Annotated in this window: 15 protein-coding genes; 10 read left to right on the plus strand and 5 right to left on the minus strand. The window is 59.1% G+C overall.

The window, feature by feature from the left end:
- Both NDI87_RS10675 and map read right to left on the minus strand, forming a co-directional pair.
- Positions 1–1,898: [protein-PII] uridylyltransferase (locus NDI87_RS10675; RefSeq protein WP_296275195.1), on the minus strand; the 1,898-nt coding region annotated here is incomplete at its 3' end.
- A 28-nt stretch (positions 1,899–1,926) separates the two neighbouring features.
- Complete coding sequence (gene map / locus NDI87_RS10680; protein WP_296275196.1) at positions 1,927–2,760, minus strand: type I methionyl aminopeptidase; 834 nt, start codon at positions 2,758–2,760, stop codon at positions 1,927–1,929.
- Between the two features lie 122 nt (positions 2,761–2,882).
- Between map and dusA the strand changes: the two genes are divergently transcribed.
- Positions 2,883–3,851, plus strand: coding sequence for a tRNA dihydrouridine(20/20a) synthase DusA (dusA, locus tag NDI87_RS10685; protein ID WP_296275197.1), 969 nt, complete (start codon positions 2,883–2,885; stop codon positions 3,849–3,851).
- Between the two features lie 9 nt (positions 3,852–3,860).
- Here dusA and NDI87_RS10690 read toward each other — a convergent pair whose 3' ends face one another.
- Entirely contained in the window at positions 3,861–4,463 is a 603-nt protein-coding gene (locus NDI87_RS10690; protein ID WP_296275198.1) for a YqhA family protein, read from the minus strand.
- 131 nt (positions 4,464–4,594) lie between these two features.
- Between NDI87_RS10690 and acs the strand changes: the two genes are divergently transcribed.
- Positions 4,595–6,592, plus strand: coding sequence for an acetate--CoA ligase (gene acs / locus NDI87_RS10695; RefSeq protein WP_296275199.1), 1,998 nt, complete (start codon positions 4,595–4,597; stop codon positions 6,590–6,592).
- 63 nt (positions 6,593–6,655) lie between these two features.
- On the opposite strand, the gene NDI87_RS10700 is transcribed toward acs, so the two are convergent.
- Positions 6,656–6,958: a c-type cytochrome gene (locus NDI87_RS10700; RefSeq protein WP_296275200.1), complete on the minus strand. Its 303-nt coding sequence runs from the start codon at positions 6,956–6,958 to the stop codon at positions 6,656–6,658.
- Between the two features lie 106 nt (positions 6,959–7,064).
- On the opposite strand from NDI87_RS10700, the gene NDI87_RS10705 reads away from it, so the two are divergent.
- The 5 genes from NDI87_RS10705 to NDI87_RS10725 all read left to right on the plus strand — a co-directional run bounded on the left by NDI87_RS10705 (position 7,065) and on the right by NDI87_RS10725 (position 12,548).
- On the plus strand, positions 7,065–7,310 hold the full coding sequence (locus tag NDI87_RS10705) for a TIGR04438 family Trp-rich protein (protein ID WP_296275201.1): 246 nt from the start codon (positions 7,065–7,067) through the stop codon (positions 7,308–7,310).
- A 141-nt stretch (positions 7,311–7,451) separates the two neighbouring features.
- Positions 7,452–9,311 (plus strand): dihydroxy-acid dehydratase, encoded by a 1,860-nt coding sequence (gene ilvD, locus NDI87_RS10710; protein WP_296275202.1) that lies wholly within the window; start codon positions 7,452–7,454, stop codon positions 9,309–9,311.
- A gap of 31 nt (positions 9,312–9,342) precedes the next feature.
- A complete protein-coding gene (gene lgt, locus NDI87_RS10715) occupies positions 9,343–10,152 on the plus strand; it encodes a prolipoprotein diacylglyceryl transferase (protein ID WP_296275203.1) in 810 nt (269 codons plus the stop codon).
- Positions 10,153–10,206: 54 nt separating this feature from the next.
- On the plus strand, positions 10,207–10,971 hold the full coding sequence (locus NDI87_RS10720; protein ID WP_296275204.1) for an enoyl-CoA hydratase/isomerase family protein: 765 nt from the start codon (positions 10,207–10,209) through the stop codon (positions 10,969–10,971).
- Between the two features lie 53 nt (positions 10,972–11,024).
- Positions 11,025–12,548: a malonyl-CoA synthase gene (locus NDI87_RS10725; protein ID WP_296275205.1), complete on the plus strand. Its 1,524-nt coding sequence runs from the start codon at positions 11,025–11,027 to the stop codon at positions 12,546–12,548.
- A 46-nt stretch (positions 12,549–12,594) separates the two neighbouring features.
- Here the strand turns inward: NDI87_RS10725 and NDI87_RS10730 are convergent, their stop codons facing one another.
- Positions 12,595–13,038, minus strand: coding sequence for a universal stress protein (locus tag NDI87_RS10730; RefSeq protein WP_296275206.1), 444 nt, complete (start codon positions 13,036–13,038; stop codon positions 12,595–12,597).
- Between the two features lie 118 nt (positions 13,039–13,156).
- On the opposite strand from NDI87_RS10730, the gene NDI87_RS10735 reads away from it, so the two are divergent.
- From NDI87_RS10735 to ccoN, 3 genes are all read left to right on the plus strand, one after another.
- A complete protein-coding gene (locus NDI87_RS10735; RefSeq protein ID WP_296275208.1) occupies positions 13,157–15,466 on the plus strand; it encodes a cation-translocating P-type ATPase in 2,310 nt (769 codons plus the stop codon).
- Complete coding sequence (ccoS, locus tag NDI87_RS10740; protein WP_296159267.1) at positions 15,466–15,603, plus strand: cbb3-type cytochrome oxidase assembly protein CcoS; 138 nt, start codon at positions 15,466–15,468, stop codon at positions 15,601–15,603. The genes NDI87_RS10735 and ccoS overlap by 1 nt, the downstream gene beginning before the upstream one ends.
- Positions 15,604–15,690: 87 nt before the next feature.
- Positions 15,691–17,133: a cytochrome-c oxidase, cbb3-type subunit I gene (gene ccoN / locus NDI87_RS10745; RefSeq protein WP_296275207.1), complete on the plus strand. Its 1,443-nt coding sequence runs from the start codon at positions 15,691–15,693 to the stop codon at positions 17,131–17,133.
- The last annotated feature ends 23 nt before the right edge of the window (positions 17,134–17,156 follow it).

Below are 17,156 nucleotides of genomic sequence, written 5' to 3' on the forward strand. Positions count from 1 at the left end.
GGTTGGGCGTGCAAGGCCAGCTGGATCAGGGCCTCGCGCTTGCGGGTTTCGACTTCGACATGCGGGTCGGCCGTGTGGCCGCCAAGCACGCGCAGCGTCAGGCGGTAGAGGTCTTCGAGCAGCTTGCCTTTCCAGGCGTTCCAGACCTTCGGCGAGGTGCCACGAATGTCGGCCACGGTGAACAGGTAGAGCGCGGTCAGGTAGCGCTCGTTGCCGACCCGTTTGGCAAAGGCCGCAATCACATCGGGGTCGCTGAGGTCGGTTTTCTGGGCCACGCGGCTCATGGTCAGGTGCTCGCGCACGATAAAGGCGATGAGTTCAGTGCTTTCCCGGGTCACGTCGTGCTGCTTGCAAAAGCGCCGTGCTTCGATTTCGCCCAGTTGGGAGTGGTCGCCGCCGCGGCCCTTGGCGATGTCGTGGAACAGGGCCGCCACATACAGCACCCAGGGCCGGTCCCAGCCGCTCGCCAGTTGCGAGCAAAACGGGTACTCGTGCGCGTGTTCGACAATGAAAAAACGCCGCACGTTGCGCAGCACCATCAGCACATGCTGGTCCACGGTATAGACATGGAACAGGTCATGCTGCATTTGCCCGACGATTTTGCGAAACGCCCACAGGTAGCGCCCCAGGACCGAGGTCTGGTTCATCAACCGCATGGCATGGGTAATGCCGCTGCGTTGCTGCAGAATCTGCATGAAGGTGGCGCGGTTGACCGGGTCATTGCGGAACGCGCCGTTCATCAGGTCACGGGCGTTGTACAGCGCCCGCAGCGTGCGCGCCGACAAACCATTCATGCCGGCGGTCTGGAACACCAGGAAAGTTTCGAGGATGGCATGGGGCTCACGCCGGTAAAGGTCGTCACTGACCACTTCGACCATGCCCGCCTTGTCGGAAAAACGGGCATTGATGGGGCGCGGTTCATGGGTGCTGGGGCTCAGGCGCTCTTCGATGTTGAGCAACAAAATCTGGCTGAGCTGGGTCACGGCCTTGGCGGCCCAGTAGTAACGTTTCATGAGCGCCTCGCTGGGGCGAACGAATGAACGCTTGTCCGCCGAAGCGGGCGGGGCTTCAAAGCCAAAGGCCTGCGCCACCGCGTTTTGCATGTCAAAAATCAGCCGGTCTTCGCGCCGTTTGGCAATCAGGTGCAAGCGGGTTCGAATGAGCCAGAGCAGGGCTTCATTGCGTTTGATTTGCTGGACTTCAAAGGCCGTGGCCAGGCCGTTTTTGGCGAGTTCGTTCCAGTTGCTGCCCAGGCCCGCCGCCTTGGCCACCCACAGGATCACCTGCAGGTCACGCAGGCCGCCGGGTGATTCCTTGCAGTTGGGCTCCAGCGCATAAGGGGTGTTGTCAAACTTGTTGTGGCGCTGGTGCAGCTCCAGGGTTTTGGCGACAAAAAAAGCATGGGGGTCGATGGCAGCGACAAATTGCTGCCTGAACTGGTCATAAACGGCTGCATTGCCGGTGATCAGGCGCGACTCCAGCAGGGAAGTTTGCACGGTGACATCCTGGCGCGCCTCGTTGAGGCAGTCGGCCACCGAGCGCACACTGGAGCCGATTTCAAGGCCCGTGTCCCAACAACTGCCAATAAAACCCTCAAGGCGGGTTTTGAGGTCAGCGTCATGCTCCAGCTGAACGGCATCAGGCAGCAGGACCAGCACATCCACATCCGAATACGGAAACAATTCGCCGCGACCATAACCGCCCACGGCGGCCAGGGCCAGCGACGGCGGAAAGGCCGCGTGCTGCCAAAGGCTTACCAGGGTTTGATCGGCCAGCTTTGCCAGCTTGCCCAGTGTGCTGCCCACGCTGCGCGCGCTACGGCTGCCTTCTGCCAGCGATTGCAACAGCGCCGCTTTTTTGGCACGGAATTCTTTGCGCAGCGCTTTTATTTCTGTCATGGGTCACACGCCATTAAAAAATTACAAATCAGGGCACTGACAGGGTGACTGCGGGCGTTGCGGGTTTGACAAAGTCAGGGATCGCCGGACTGTTGGCGGACAGGGTCAGGACCTCATAACCGGTTGGAGTGACCAGCACGGTGTGTTCCCACTGCGCCGACAGGGAGTGGTCTTTGGTGACGATGGTCCAGCCGTCACCGAGCGCCTTGATCTCCTTGCGCCCGACATTGAGCATCGGCTCGATGGTGATGGTCATGCCGGCCTTGAGCTGCTCCAGGGTGCCGGGCTTGCCGTAGTGCAGGATCTGCGGATCTTCATGAAAGTTCCGACCAATGCCGTGGCCGCAATACTCGCGCACGACACTCAGGCCGTGACCCTCGGCAAAGGTCTGGATGGCATGGCCGATGTCACCCAGGTAGGCGCCGTCGCGCACCTTCATGATGCCTTTCCACATGGCTTCATAGGTAAGTTTGCACAGTCGCCGGGCGGCCACCGAGACGTCGCCCACCATGTACATGCGGCTGGAGTCGCCGTGCCAGCCGTCCTTGATGACGGTCACATCGATATTGACGATGTCGCCTTTTTTGAGCGGCTTGTCGTTGGGAATGCCGTGGCAGACCTGGTGGTTGATCGAGGTGCAAATGGATTTGGGGTAGGGGTTGTGGCCGCCTGGCGCATAGTTCAGGGGTGCCGAGATCGCTCCCAGCACTTGCGTGGTGTAGTCTTCGGCCAGGCGGTCGAGTTCGTTGGTGGTGACACCGGGCTTCACAAATGGGGCCAGATAGTCCAGCAGTTCGGCGGTCAGGCGGCCGGCGACGCGCATGCCGGCAATGCCTTCGGAGTCTTTGTAGGTGATCGTCATGCTGCAAATTATCCCATTGCGAACAAGAACCGTTTTTTATAAGTGTTTCAGGCCGATGCCGCGCTTGGCTGGCCGGAAGCAGGGGAAAATCGGACCCTTTGAACCCAAGCCTTGAAACTTCTGTGATCAGCCACAAAATCTGCGTTGCGCCCATGTTGGACTGGACCGACAGGCACTGTCGTTACTTTCATCGCCTGCTGTCGCGCCAGGCCCTGCTTTACAGTGAAATGGTGACCACCGGTGCCCTCATTCACGGCGACCGGGCGCGCCATCTGGATTTCAATGCGGCAGAGCTGCCACTGGCGCTGCAACTGGGTGGCAGCGAGCCCTTTGAGCTGGCCCAGTGTGCGCGCATGGCCGAAGACTGGGGTTACAGCGAAGTGAACCTGAATTGCGGCTGCCCCAGCGAGCGGGTGCAGCGCGGCGCCTTCGGTGCCTGCCTGATGCGCGAGCCGGTTTTGGTGGCTGACGGCGTGAAAGCCATGCTGGACGCGGTGTCGATCCCGGTCACGGTGAAGCACCGCATTGGCATCGACAAAACCGAGAGTTATGACTTTGTGCGCGACTTTGTCGGCACGCTGAGCCTGGCCGGTTGCCGCACTTTCATTGTGCATGCGCGCAACGCCTGGCTGCAGGGGCTGAGCCCCAAGGACAACCGCGAGATACCGCCGCTGCGCTATGAGGCGGTGTACCGGCTCAAACAGGATTTTCCGGCGCTTGAATTTGTCATCAATGGCGGCATCACACAGACGGCCCAGGTGGCGCAGCACCTGCAGCAAGTGGACGGCGTCATGCTGGGCCGTGAGGCGTACCACAACCCGTGGTGGCTCAGCGAATGGGACCAGCAGTTTTTTACCGATGCCGGTCAGGCCAGCCAGACGCGCGAAGCCATCGAGTTGCAGATGGTGGCCTACATGAACCAGCAGGCCGCCCGGTTCGGCACGCCCTGGCAAACCATTGCCCGGCACATGTTGGGCTTGCGCCATGGTTTGCCGGGTGCGCGGCGTTGGCGTCAGGTTTGGAGCGATCACAAACTCAAGGCACTGCCGCCTGAGCAGGTGATGGCGCTGGCGCACCAGCCAGCAGCCTGAGAAAAACCCTCAGTGCGGCGCTGCCGGCGGGTGCGACATCAGCCGGTCGGTGTAGGCGATGGCCATGGCCGAGAACAGGAATGCGATGTGGATGACCGTTTGCGCGATCAGCACCTTGTCGGTGTAATTGGCGGCATTGATGAAGGTCTTGAGCAGGTGGATCGAGCTGATGCCGATGATGGCGGTGGCCAGCTTGACCTTGAGCACCGAGGCATTCACATGGTCCAGCCACTCGGGTTGGTCTTGGTGGCCTTCCAGGTTCAGACGGCTGACAAAGGTTTCATAACCACCCACAATCACCATGATCAACAGGTTGGAGATCATGACCACATCAATCAGCGCCAACACCACCAGCATGATGACGGTTTCGTTGAGCTGCGTGATGGGCACGTCGGTCTTGTAGCCAATGCCGTTGATCAGTGCCTGCAACGCCGTCTGGCTGCCAAAAGCCGCTTCGAGCAAATGCACCAGCTCCACCCAGAAGTGAAAAACGTACACCGCTTGCGCCAGGATCAGGCCCAAGTACAGCGGCAATTGCAGCCAGCGGCTGGCAAAAATGAGACGGGGAATAGGGCGCAGCGGGCGGCTTGGCGGTGTGACAGGCAGGTTCATTTTGATTGGATTAAAGTTTGGTCGGATTGATTTTAGGAGGGCGGCTTGTCAGGCCCGTGACAGTCAGTGGCCTGTAAGTGCCAGCCGTGACATTATCGGGCGAACTTTGTTTAACTAGAGGAGACTTATCCGTGACTACACCCACAACTGCTGTTGAATCCATGTTGGTTGAAAACCGTGTTTTTCCGCCCAGCGAGGCCACCGTCAAGGCGGCCCGTATTTCGGGCATGGACGCCTACAACGCCTTGTGCGCTGAAGCTGAAAATGACTTTGAGGGCTTCTGGGCCCGTCTGGCACGTGAAAACGTGGTCTGGAACAAGCCTTTTACAAAAACGCTGGACGAGTCCAATGCGCCTTTCTACAAGTGGTTTGATGATGGTGAGCTCAATGCCTCGGCCAACTGCCTTGACAAACACATGGGGACGCCCAACGAAAACAAGGTTGCCGTGATTTTTGAGGCCGACGACGGTGCAGTCACCAAAACCACCTACAAAGAATTGCTGGCCAAAGTCTCCCAGTTTGCCAATGCGCTCAAGGCCAAGGGCATCCAGAAGGGTGACCGCGTTTTGATCTACATGCCCATGACCCTGGAAGGCGTGATTGCCATGCAGGCCTGTGCCCGTATTGGCGCCACCCACAGCGTGGTGTTCGGCGGCTTTTCCGCCAAGGCCTTGCAGGAGCGCATTATTGACGCCGGCGCCGTGGCCGTGGTGACCGCCAACTTCCAGATGCGTGGCGGCAAGCAGTTGCCGCTCAAGGGCATTGTGGACGAAGGCCTGGGCCTGGGTGGCTGCGAGTCGATCAAGACCGTGTTTGTGTTTGAGCGCACCACCAGCCCCTGCAACATGGTGGCGGGCCGTGACATCAGCTTCACCGAGGCGCTGGCCGGGCAAAGCACCGAGTGCGCACCGGTCATGGTGGGTGCCGAGCACCCCTTGTTCATCCTCTTTACTTCGGGTTCCACTGGCAAGCCCAAGGGCGTGCAGCACTCTACCGGCGGCTTTGTGCTGTGGTCCAAGCTGACCATGGACTGGACCTTTGACTTGCGTGCCGATGACATTTTCTGGTGCACGGCAGACATCGGCTGGATCACCGGCCACGCCTATGTGGCTTATGGACCGCTGGCGGCGGGTGCCACCCAGATCATTTTTGAGGGCATCCCGACCTTCCCGAACGCCGGCCGTTTCTGGCAAATGATCGAGCGCCACAAGTGCAGCATTTTCTACACTGCGCCCACCGCCATCCGCTCGCTGATCAAGTCAGCCGAGAGTGATGAAAAAGTGCATCCCGACCGCTCGGATCTGTCGAGCCTGCGCATTCTTGGCACCGTGGGTGAGCCGATCAACCCGGAAGCCTGGATGTGGTACTACAAAAACATCGGTCACGAAAAGTGCCCGATCGTGGACACCTTCTGGCAGACCGAAACCGGCGGCCACATGATCACACCGCTGCCAGGCGCGACGCCGCTGGTGCCCGGTAGCTGCACCCTGCCACTGCCCGGCATCATGGCCGCCATCGTCGACGAAGCCGGACATGATGTGCCCAACGGTTCGGGCGGCATGCTGGTGGTCAAACGCCCCTGGCCGTCGATGATCCGCACCATCTGGAATGACCCTGAACGCTTCAAAAACAGCTATTTCCCGGCAGAAATGGGCGGCACCTATTACCTCGCGGGCGACGGCGCGGTACGCAGTATCGACCGCGGTTACTTCCGCATCACCGGCCGCATTGATGACGTGCTGAACGTGTCGGGTCACCGCATGGGCACCATGGAGATTGAATCCGCGCTGGTGGCCAAGACCGACCTGGTGGCTGAAGCCGCCGTGGTGGGCCGGCCGGACGACCTGACGGGTGAAGCGATTTGCGCCTTTGTGGTGTTGAAGCGCGGTGTGCCGACAGGTGATGAAGCCAAGCAAATCGCCAAGGAATTGCGTGACTGGGTGGCCAAGGAAATTGGCCCGATTGCCAAGCCCAAGGACATCCGTTTTGGTGAAAACCTGCCCAAAACCCGTTCCGGCAAAATCATGCGCCGTCTGCTGCGTTCGCTGGCCAAGGGAGAAGACATCACCCAGGATACGTCGACGCTGGAAAATCCGGCCATTCTGGGTCAGTTGGGCCAAGCTTACTGAGCCAGTCAGGCTTGCATGAAAAAGCCCGCCATGGCGGGCTTTTTCAATGGTGGGCGAAATGGCTTATTTGAGCGACAACACCCAGGAAGCCAATTGCTTGGCCTCGGCGTCACTGACCTGAGGATTGGCCGGCATGGGAATGGCACCCCAAACGCCCGAGCCGCCCTGTTTGATCTTGGCCACCAGTTTGGCTTCCACGTTTTGCCCGGCGTATTTTTTGGCGACATCCTTGTAGGCCGGACCGACGACCTTTTTTTCAACGGCGTGGCAAGCCATGCAGTTCTTCTTTTGTGCCAAGGCCTGGTCTGCCATTGCGGGTACCGCCACAAAAACAGTGGCGAGCACGGCAAAAAGAGTACGCTTCATGCAGGAGTCCTTTGAAAAGATGGGTTAGAGTCTGTTTCGTGCCATTGTAGTTAGCATGGTTAGACCGTGTTGCAATGGGTTCAATCTCACGGTATGAAAGGCGACTATGTATTTGCTGGGTTTGGGTATCGTTTTAATGCTGCTGAAATATCTGGCCATCGGGCCGGTTGCCGATTGGTCCTGGTGGTGGGTGCTGTCGCCGTTTGTATTGGCCGTCGTCTGGTGGGCCTGGGCCGATGCCTCGGGCTACACCAAACGCAAGGCGATGGAGCTAGAAGAAAAAAGAGTCGCTGAGCGCCGTCAGCGGACCAAGGACGCACTGAACTCCTCTACGCAAAAAAGACACCGCTGATATAACGTGACCTCGCGACTTGATCGCGACATTTCAGCTATTGCGGGAATACAGACCTTGCTTGATGCCTAGCGTAACGGTGGTAGATAATTCCCAGCCTGTTATCGCATTGCCTCCATTCATTCACTGACACAGAACACCATGCCCGCATACCTCTCCAAAACATCCACCGCTGGTCGCAACATGGCTGGAGCACGCTCGCTCTGGCGCGCCACTGGCATGAAGGACGATGATTTCAGCAAACCCATCATCGCCGTGGTCAACTCGTTCACGCAGTTTGTCCCGGGTCATGTGCACCTGAAGGATTTGGGGCAGCTGGTGGCGCGCGAGATCGAGGCTGCTGGCGGCGTTGCCAAGGAGTTCAATACCATCGCTGTTGACGATGGTATTGCCATGGGCCACGACGGCATGCTGTATTCGCTGCCGAGCCGCGACATCATTGCCGACTCGGTCGAGTACATGGTGAATGCGCATTGCGCCGACGCCATGGTGTGCATCTCGAATTGCGACAAGATCACCCCCGGCATGCTGATGGCGGCCATGCGGCTGAACATCCCGGTGGTGTTTGTTTCCGGCGGCCCGATGGAGGCCGGCAAGGTCAAGCTGGCCAACCCGCAAACCCAAGTGATGGAGTTCAAGAAACTCGATTTGGTGGACGCCATGGTGATGGCGGTGGACGACAAGGTGAGCGACGCCGATCTGGCCGAGGTGGAGCGCTCGGCCTGCCCCACCTGCGGTTCCTGTTCGGGCATGTTCACAGCCAACTCGATGAACTGCCTGACCGAAGCGCTGGGCCTGTCCCTGCCCGGCAACGGCACCGTGGTGGCCACGCATGCCGACCGCGAGCAATTGTTCAAGCGTGCCGGTCGCCTGGTGGTGGAACTGTGCCAGCGCTACTACGAGCAAGACGACGCGTCGGTGCTACCGCGTTCCATGGGCTTCAAGGCCTTCGAGAACGCCATCACGCTCGACATTGCCATGGGCGGCTCCACCAACACCATCCTGCACATCCTGGCCATCGCGCAGGAAGCCGAAATCAACTTCACCATGGCCGACATCGACCGCCTGTCGCGCCACGTGCCGCAGCTGTGCAAGGTGGCCCCCAACACCAACAAATACCACATTGAAGACGTGCACCGCGCCGGCGGCATCATGGCCATCCTGGGTGAGCTGGACCGCGCCGGCAAGCTGCACACCGATGTGCCCACGGTGCATGCCAAGAGCATGAAAGACGCGCTCGACGCCTGGGATATCGCGCGCAACCCGTCGGACGCCGTCAAGACCTTCTACATGGCCGGCCCGGGGGGCATCCCCACCCAGGTGGCGTTCAGCCAGGCCAGTCGCTGGCCGAGCCTGGACCTGGACCGCGCCGAGGGCTGCATCCGCTCCGGCACCCATGCCTTCTCGCAGGAAGGTGGCCTGGCCGTGCTGCACGGCAACATCGCGGTGGACGGCTGCGTGGTCAAAACCGCTGGCGTGGACGAATCGATTCTGGTGTTCGAGGGCTCGGCCTTTGTGACCGAGTCGCAGGACGAAGCGGTGGCACAGATTTTGGCGGACAAGGTCAAGGCCGGCGACGTGGTGATCGTGCGCTACGAGGGCCCCAAGGGCGGCCCGGGCATGCAGGAAATGCTCTACCCCACAAGCTACATCAAGTCCAAGGGCCTGGGCAAAGCCTGCGCGCTGCTGACCGATGGCCGCTTTTCCGGCGGCACCTCGGGCCTGTCGATTGGCCACGCCTCGCCGGAAGCGGCTGCCGGCGGCGCCATCGGCCTGGTGCGCAATGGCGACCGGATCCGCATTGACATTCCGAACCGCAGCATCAACGTGCTGTTGTCCGACGAAGAGCTGGCCCAACGCCGCCTTGAGCAGGACGCCAAGGGCTGGAAGCCCGCCCTGCCGCGCCCGCGCAAGGTGTCGGCCGCGCTCAAGGCCTACGCCAAGCTGGTGATGTCCGCCGACAAGGGTGCCGTGCGCGACCTGTCGCTGCTCGAAGACTGATTCGCAGCAACAGCTTGCGCCACTGCAACCCATGCTGATTCATCCTGAAATAAATCCTGTTGCCCTGCAACTCGGCCCGCTGGCCGTTCATTGGTATGGCCTGACCTACCTGGCCGCCTTTGGTTTGTTCGTGTGGCTGGGGCGGCTGCGGCTGCACCATGCGCCATTTGCGTCCATAAGGGGCGCACACGCCTGGAAAACTCAGGATGTGGAAGACATACTGTTTCTTGGCGTGGTTGGCGTGGTGCTGGGCGGTCGCCTGGGTTATTGCCTTTTTTACAAGCCGCTGTATTACGCCGCCCATCCGCTGGAAATCTTTGCGGTATGGCAGGGGGGCATGAGTTTTCATGGCGGCATGCTGGGTGTGGTTGTGGCCATGCTCTGGTTCGCGCATTCCCGCCGGCGGCCTTGGTTGCAGGTGGCTGATTTTGTGGCCCCCTGTGTCCCCACGGGTCTGGCCGCCGGGCGCGTGGGCAACTTCATCAATGGTGAATTGTGGGGCAGGGTGGCCGACCCGGATTTGCCTTGGGGCATGGTTTTCAGGGGCGCTGGTGATTTGCCGCGCCACCCGTCGCAGGTGTACCAGTTTTTGCTGGAAGGCCTGCTGCTGTTTGTCTTGCTGTGGTTGTATGCCCGTAAAGAACGTGCCCAGGGCCAGGTGGCAGCCATGTTCCTGCTGGGGTATGGCGTATTCCGGTTTATTGCCGAATTTTTCCGTGAGCCCGATGCCCACCTGGGGCTGTTGTCACTCGGGATGAGCATGGGACAGTGGCTGTGTGTGCCAATGATCGTGGGCGGTCTGGGTTTGTGGTGGTGGGCTGGCGCACAGTCTCGTCAATAAGGCAGAAACAGCTTGTCACACTGAGCGACGAGTAGCGTTTGACTCCACATCAACATGCCGGCAAAAATCAGGTTTGAACAGTTCGATGGCGTGGTGCACGTCACGCTCAGCTACCCCAAGCGCTTTAATGCCATGTCACGCGCCATGTGGCGGGACTTGAGAACGGTGTTTGAGCGCATTCAGGGCATGACCGACGTGCGCTGTGTGCTGGTGTCAGGGGCAGGCGCGCATTTTTGTGCCGGTGGCGACATTTCGGAATACGCCAGTTTCAGATTTCATGAAGCCTCTTTGCGAGAGTTCCACGAGGTGGAGGTGTGGGGCGCCCTGAGCGCCATGCTGACTTGTGATGTTCCGATGGTGGCGCAAATTGAAGGCAACTGCATGGGTGCCGGGGTCGAGATCGCCAGTTGTTGCGATATCCGTCTGGCGGCGCAATCAGCCCGCTTTGGTGCGCCCATTGCCAGGTTGGGCTTTCCGATGGCACCGCGTGAAGCGGCCTTGGTCGCCCGTGAAACGGGTCTGGCAACGGCCCGCCAGATGCTCCTCGAAGCGTCGGTTTTCAGTGCAACAGACATGCTGCAGCGCGGTTTCTTGAATCGTGTCGTGGCCGATGTTGATGTCAGCGCAGTCGCGCAAGCGACAGTGCGGCGTATTTGCGAGTTGGCACCGCAGGCCGCGCGCCTGAACAAGCAGACCCTTCGTGCCTATGTTTCTGATCCGTCATCAAGCCTGCTGGCCACGGCCTATGACTATGCTGACAGCGCCGAACAACGCGAGGGCATCAGTGCTTTTCTGGAAAAAAGACCGCCAAGGTTTTGACGGATCACCCGTGCAACCCATCCCGATTTACCGGTATCCAAGAGGAAATCACCGTGCCTGAAGCTTCTGCCAATCTTTATGCGCACTTGCGCCAGGCTTTTCCAGCTGATCTGGATGCAACCGCCATCGAAACCGATGCGGGGCAGTACTACAGCTGGCGGGATCTTGACCGCGGCACCGCCATGCTGGCCAATTTTTTGCAGTCACTGGGCTTGCCGGAAGGCGCACGCATTGCAGTGCAGGTTGAAAAGTCGGTGGAAGCGTTGATGCTGTACCTGGCCACGCTGCGCGCCGGTTATGTTTTTCTACCGCTCAATACCGCTTACCAAAGCGCAGAAATTGACTATTTTCTTGGCAACGCCGAGCCTGCCGTGGTGGTATGTGATGCCCGTAACTTCGGCTGGGTCAGCACGCTGGCGTTCAAGGCGGGCACGCGCTGGGTCTTCACCCTGAACGACGACCGCACCGGCTCCCTGCTGGAGCGCGCTGCCCATGCCTCAGATCAACATGCCGTGGTATCCAAACAGTCCGATGACCTGGCGGTCATCATTTACACCAGTGGCACCACGGGGCGCTCCAAGGGCGCCATGTTGACGCACTGCAATATGCTGAGCAACGCGCTGGTGTTGAAAGATTGTTGGGGCTGGCGCAGCCCGCAGCAAGGCGGCGATGTGCTGATTCATGCCCTGCCCATTTTTCATGTGCACGGCTTGTTTGTGGCGATCCATGGCGCGCTCATCAACGGCAGCAAGATGATCTGGCTGGCCAAATTCGACCCCAAAGTGGTGTTGCGGCACTTGCCGCATGCCACCGTGTTCATGGGCGTGCCGACTTTGTATGCGCGCCTGCTGGCTGAACCGGGGTTGAATAAAAGTGCAGCGCGGCACATGCGGCTGTTCATTTCGGGCTCTGCCCCCTTGCTGCTGGATACTTTCAAGACCTGGCAGGATCGCACCGGTCACACCATCCTGGAGCGCTACGGCATGAGTGAGACCATCATGCTGACCTCCAACCCCTACCAGGGCGAGCGCCGCGGTGGCACCGTCGGCCTGCCGCTGCCGGGGGTGAGTTTGCGGGTGGTGGACGGGCAGGATGCCGTGCTGGCAAGCGGTGAGATCGGCGACATCCAGGTGAAAGGCCCCAATGTGTTTGCCGGTTACTGGCGCATGCCTGAAAAAACGGCCGAAGAGTTCACGACCGACGGGTTTTTCAAGACCGGGGATGTGGGCCGGGTCGATGCCAAGGGTTATATGACCATTGTGGGGCGCAGCAAGGACCTGATCATCAGCGGCGGCTACAACGTCTATCCGGCAGAGCTGGAGAGTTTTATCAATGACCTGCCCGGTGTCGCCGAGAGTGCGGTGGTGGGCGTGCCGCATGCTGATTTTGGCGAGGTGGGTGTGGCCGTGGTGGTGGCCAGACCCGGTGTGCAGTTGGATGCGGGGCAGATTCTGGCCGCGCTCAAGGCGCGCCTGGCCAATTACAAGGTGCCCAAGCAATGCCATGTGGTGGCGGATTTGCCGCGCAACGCCATGGGCAAGGTGCAGAAGAATCTGTTACGCACCCAATACAGTTGAAGCCGCCATGCCATCCGGCAAACAGAATGGCATGGATCGGGCCGGCTTATCGCAACACCAGCACAGGAATATGCGAATGGGTCAGGACCTGCTGGGTCTCGCTGCCCAGCAGCAAGCGCTTGACGCCTTTGCGACCGTGGGACGCCATCACGATCAAATCGCATTTGTGCTTGCGCGCCGTGGCAATGATGGCATCTGACACCACATCGGACTTGATGGTCAGGGCGCGTGTCTTGACACCTTGTGATTCTGCTGTTTTCTTGACCTCGTCCACCACGACCTGGCCCTCTTCGGACCATTGTTTTTCAATGCGGCCAACTTCTGCCGCCTGCAATGCCAGACCCCCTTCAAAATAACTCTGGGGATAACGGGGAACCACTTTCAGCGCAACCAGGCTCGCACCGGTGAGGGCCGCGAGCGATATGGCACTGGTGACCGCTTTCTTGGACAAGGTCGAGCCGTCTGTGGCCAGAAGAATTTTGTCGTACATGATGGTCTCTCCAGCAAGTTGAAAGCGCCAGCATACACCCTGCCGCAACTCCTTGAAATTGATAAATGTCAGGTAGATTACAGCTTCGTCAGTTAACCTCACTCTCATGTCGCTTTTGATGTCCAGTCTCCCGTCTTTTGATGAACCCAAGCCTGAAGTAACAAAATTGGAGGCCGCGCTGGCGCTGCTCGATGACGAACAGGAATGGACTGCCTTTAGTCGACCCGTGGCGCAGCAGCCCGGGTGCTGGGAGTCCAACGTCATGATCGAAGGCATGCACTGCGCTGCCTGTGCCCTGACCATTGAAGATGCCCTGCAAAAAGTGCCGGGCGTGCGCAATGTCGAGGTCAGCGCCGGCAGTCACCGCGCCAAGGTGGTTTGGGAGTCAGCGACGGTAGCGCCTTCCGGCTGGATGCAGGCGGTGCTTGCAGCGGGCTACCGGGCACTACCGGCCAATGATGCCTTTGCCCGCGCGCGTCGGCTGGCCGAGTCGCGCAAGGCACTGTGGCGCATGATGGTCGCCGGCTTGTGCATGATGCAGGTCATGATGTATGCCTACCCGGCCTACGTGGCCCAACCCGGTGATTTGACCCCGGAACTGGAGCAATTGCTGCGCTGGGCCTCCTGGGTGCTGACCTTGCCGGTGATTTTTTTCTCATGCGGGCCTTTTTTCAGCAATGCCTGGCAAGATGTGCTGCATCGACGCATCAGCATGGACCTGCCGGTGGCGCTGGGCATGTTGATTACTTTTTTGGTCAGCAGCGCCGGGACCTTTGACCCTGCCGGAATTTTTGGTCACGAGGTGTTCTTTGATTCGCTGACCATGTTTGTGTTTTTCCTGCTGGCGGGGCGCTGGCTTGAGTTGCGCCTGCGTGACAGGACGGCAGGCGCACTGGAAACCCTGATGAACCGTTTGCCGGACAGTGTGTTGCGCTGCAAGTCCGATGGGCAGTTTGAACGCGTTCCTGTGAGGCGGCTGCAAGCCGGCGATGTGGTGCGAGTCTTGCCTGGTGAAGCTTTTCCTGCTGATGGCGTGTTGTTGCAGGGGCATACCTCGGTGGATGAGGCCTTGTTGACCGGTGAATCCCGTCCACTGACACGCCAGGTGGGCGATGAGGTCATCTCGGGCAGCCACAACCTGTCTGCCATGGTGCAAATGCGGGTTGATCGGGTGGGTGCGCAAACGCGTTTTGCCCAAATAGTCAATTTGATGGAAAGCGCCTCCACCAGCAAACCCGCCTTGGCACGGCTGGCCGACACCATCGCCAAGCCTTTTTTGATCGGGGTGTTGCTGGCCGCCGGCCTGGCCTGCGCCTACTGGTGGCAGACCGATCCCGAGCGCGCGCTAATGGTGGCAGTCTCCGTGCTGATCGTCACCTGCCCCTGTGCGCTGTCATTGGCAACGCCCGCCGCCATGCTGTCAGCCGCCGGTGCCTTGGCCAGGCGCGGCGTGTTGGTGCGACGCCTGGATGCCTTTGAGTCTTTGGCTGCTGTGGATACCGTGATGTTTGACAAAACAGGCACCCTGACGCGCGATGCCATGGTGGTGAATCAAATCCATGTTCGGCAAGGGATGGCGCAGCAACAGGCGCTGGCCCTGGCGGCAGCGTTGGCGCAGCATTCCTTGCATCCGCTCTCCAGGGCCTTGGTTGCCGCTGCCGGCCTGGCTGATGCCACAGAACACTGGCACGTGGTGCAGTTAACAGAACAGGCGGGGCAGGGGGTGCGCGCCGAGGTGAGTTCGGCACATGGGGCAGGGACGAGTTTTGTCCTGCGCCTCGGGTCGGCCAGTTTTTGTGATGTGGCGCCGGCCAATACCAGCGCATTACAGGTTCACCTGAGTGACGCTGCGGGCTGGCTGGCCAGCTTTGAGTTTCAGGAGGATATTCGTCAGGATGCCCGGGAAACGGTGGCGGCCTTGCAGCGCGCTGGCATCCGTGTGTATTTGTTGTCTGGCGATGCCAGTGACGCGGCGCTGCGGGTGGCTGAGAAAGTGGGCATCAGTGAAGTCCGGGGGAACTGTTCGCCACAGGACAAGCTTGATTTTTTACGTCAATCGCAAGTCCAGGGCCATAAGGTTGCTGTTGTTGGCGATGGCTTGAACGACGGTCCGGTGCTGGCTGGTGCGCATGTCTCCTTTGCCTTTGGTCAGGCCGTACCACTGGCACAAGCCCAGGCAGATTTTCTGGTTTCAGGCGGCCGCTTGACGAATGTGGTCGATGCACTTTCACTGTCCCGACGCACGCTGACCATCGTGAGGCAAAATTTAAGCTGGGCAGCCATCTATAACGCGGTCTGCGTGCCACTGGCTGTTTTTGGTCTGCTTCCGGCCTGGCTGGCTGGCCTGGGTATGGCCAGCAGTTCCTTGTTGGTGGTTGTCAATGCCTTGCGTTTGTCAAAAGACGCACAGTTTGAACGGAAAATTTGATGGATATTCTGTATTTTTTGGTGCCTCTGTCGGTCGTCTTGGTGTTTTTTATCATCGGCGGCATCTGGTGGGCCATCTACAGTGGACAATTTGATGATATGGAAAAAGAGGGCGAGCGGATTCTTAAGGATGGTTAAGTATTTTTGTAACAACTTGATCTGAGTCAAATGGTGCCAGTCATGCTTCGTGCATACTGCATCGCTAAAAATTGAAAAGAGGTGAACATGGCATTTGCAAATTCGCAGGCAACAACATACAACGACAAGGTTGTAAGGCAGTTTGCCATCATGACTGTGGTGTGGGGGGTGGTGGGTATGCTGGTTGGCGTGATCATCGCCGCCCAACTGGCCTGGCCCGAACTCAACTTTGGTATTTCGTATTTGTCATTTGGACGGTTGCGTCCATTGCATACCAATGCCGTCATCTTTGCCTTTGGTGGTTGTGGTCTCTTTGCCACCTCTTACTATGTGGTGCAACGCACCTGCCAGGTGCGCCTCTTCAGTGACAAATTGGCTGCTTTTACCTTTTGGGGCTGGCAACTGGTCATTTTGCTCGCTGCAATTTCGCTTCCTTTGGGTTATACCTCCGGCAAGGAATATGCAGAACTGGAATGGCCCATCGACATTCTGATCACGCTGGTGTGGGTGACCTATGCCCTGGTTTTCTTCGGCACTGTCGGAACCCGTAAGGTCAAGCACATTTATGTGGCCAACTGGTTCTTTGGTTCCTTCATTCTGGCCGTTGCCTTGCTACACTTGGTTAACAGCGCGGCAATCCCGGTGGCGCTCATGGACATGAAGTCCTACTCGGCCTATGCGGGTGTGCAGGATGCCATGGTGCAGTGGTGGTACGGCCACAATGCGGTGGGCTTCTTCCTGACCGCGGGCTTTCTTGGCATGATGTACTACTTTATTCCAAAGCAGGCAGGTCGCCCGGTCTATTCTTACCGTCTTTCCATCGTTCACTTCTGGGCGCTGATTTTTACCTACATGTGGGCGGGTCCGCACCACCTGCATTACACCGCTTTGCCTGATTGGACCCAGTCCGTCGGCATGGTGTTTTCGCTGATTTTGCTGGCCCCGAGCTGGGGTGGCATGATCAACGGCATCATGACCTTGTCCGGCGCCTGGCACAAGCTGCGCGATGACCCGATCCTGCGTTTTCTGATTGTGTCGCTGTCGTTCTATGGCATGTCCACCTTCGAAGGCCCGATGATGGCGATCAAGACCGTGAATGCCTTGTCGCATTACACCGACTGGACCGTGGGCCATGTGCACTCGGGTGCCTTGGGTTGGGTTGGCCTGGTCACCATGGGATCCATGTATTACCTGATTCCGCGTCTGTTTGGCCAAAAACAGATGTTCAGTGTGAAAGCCATTGAGGTTCACTTCTACATGGCCACCATTGGCATCGTGCTTTACATTGCAGCGCTCTGGATTGCCGGCGTGATGCAAGGCCTGATGTGGCGCTCCATCAATCCGGACGGCACCCTGACTTATACCTTCGTGGAGTCAGTCAAGGCCAGTTATCCGTTCTATGTGCTTCGCTTGGCAGGTGGTCTGCTGTACCTGACGGGTATGGTCATCATGTTGTGGAACACGATCAAGACAGCCACTGCAGGTCGTTCTGTCACGGTCAACATTCCGGCTGTTGCTGCACACGCTTGAGGTATAAAAACTATGTCGAATAC

The organism is Rhodoferax sp., from assembly GCF_023701345.1.
In the GTDB taxonomy this organism is placed as follows: Bacteria; Pseudomonadota; Gammaproteobacteria; order Burkholderiales; family Burkholderiaceae_C; genus Rhodoferax.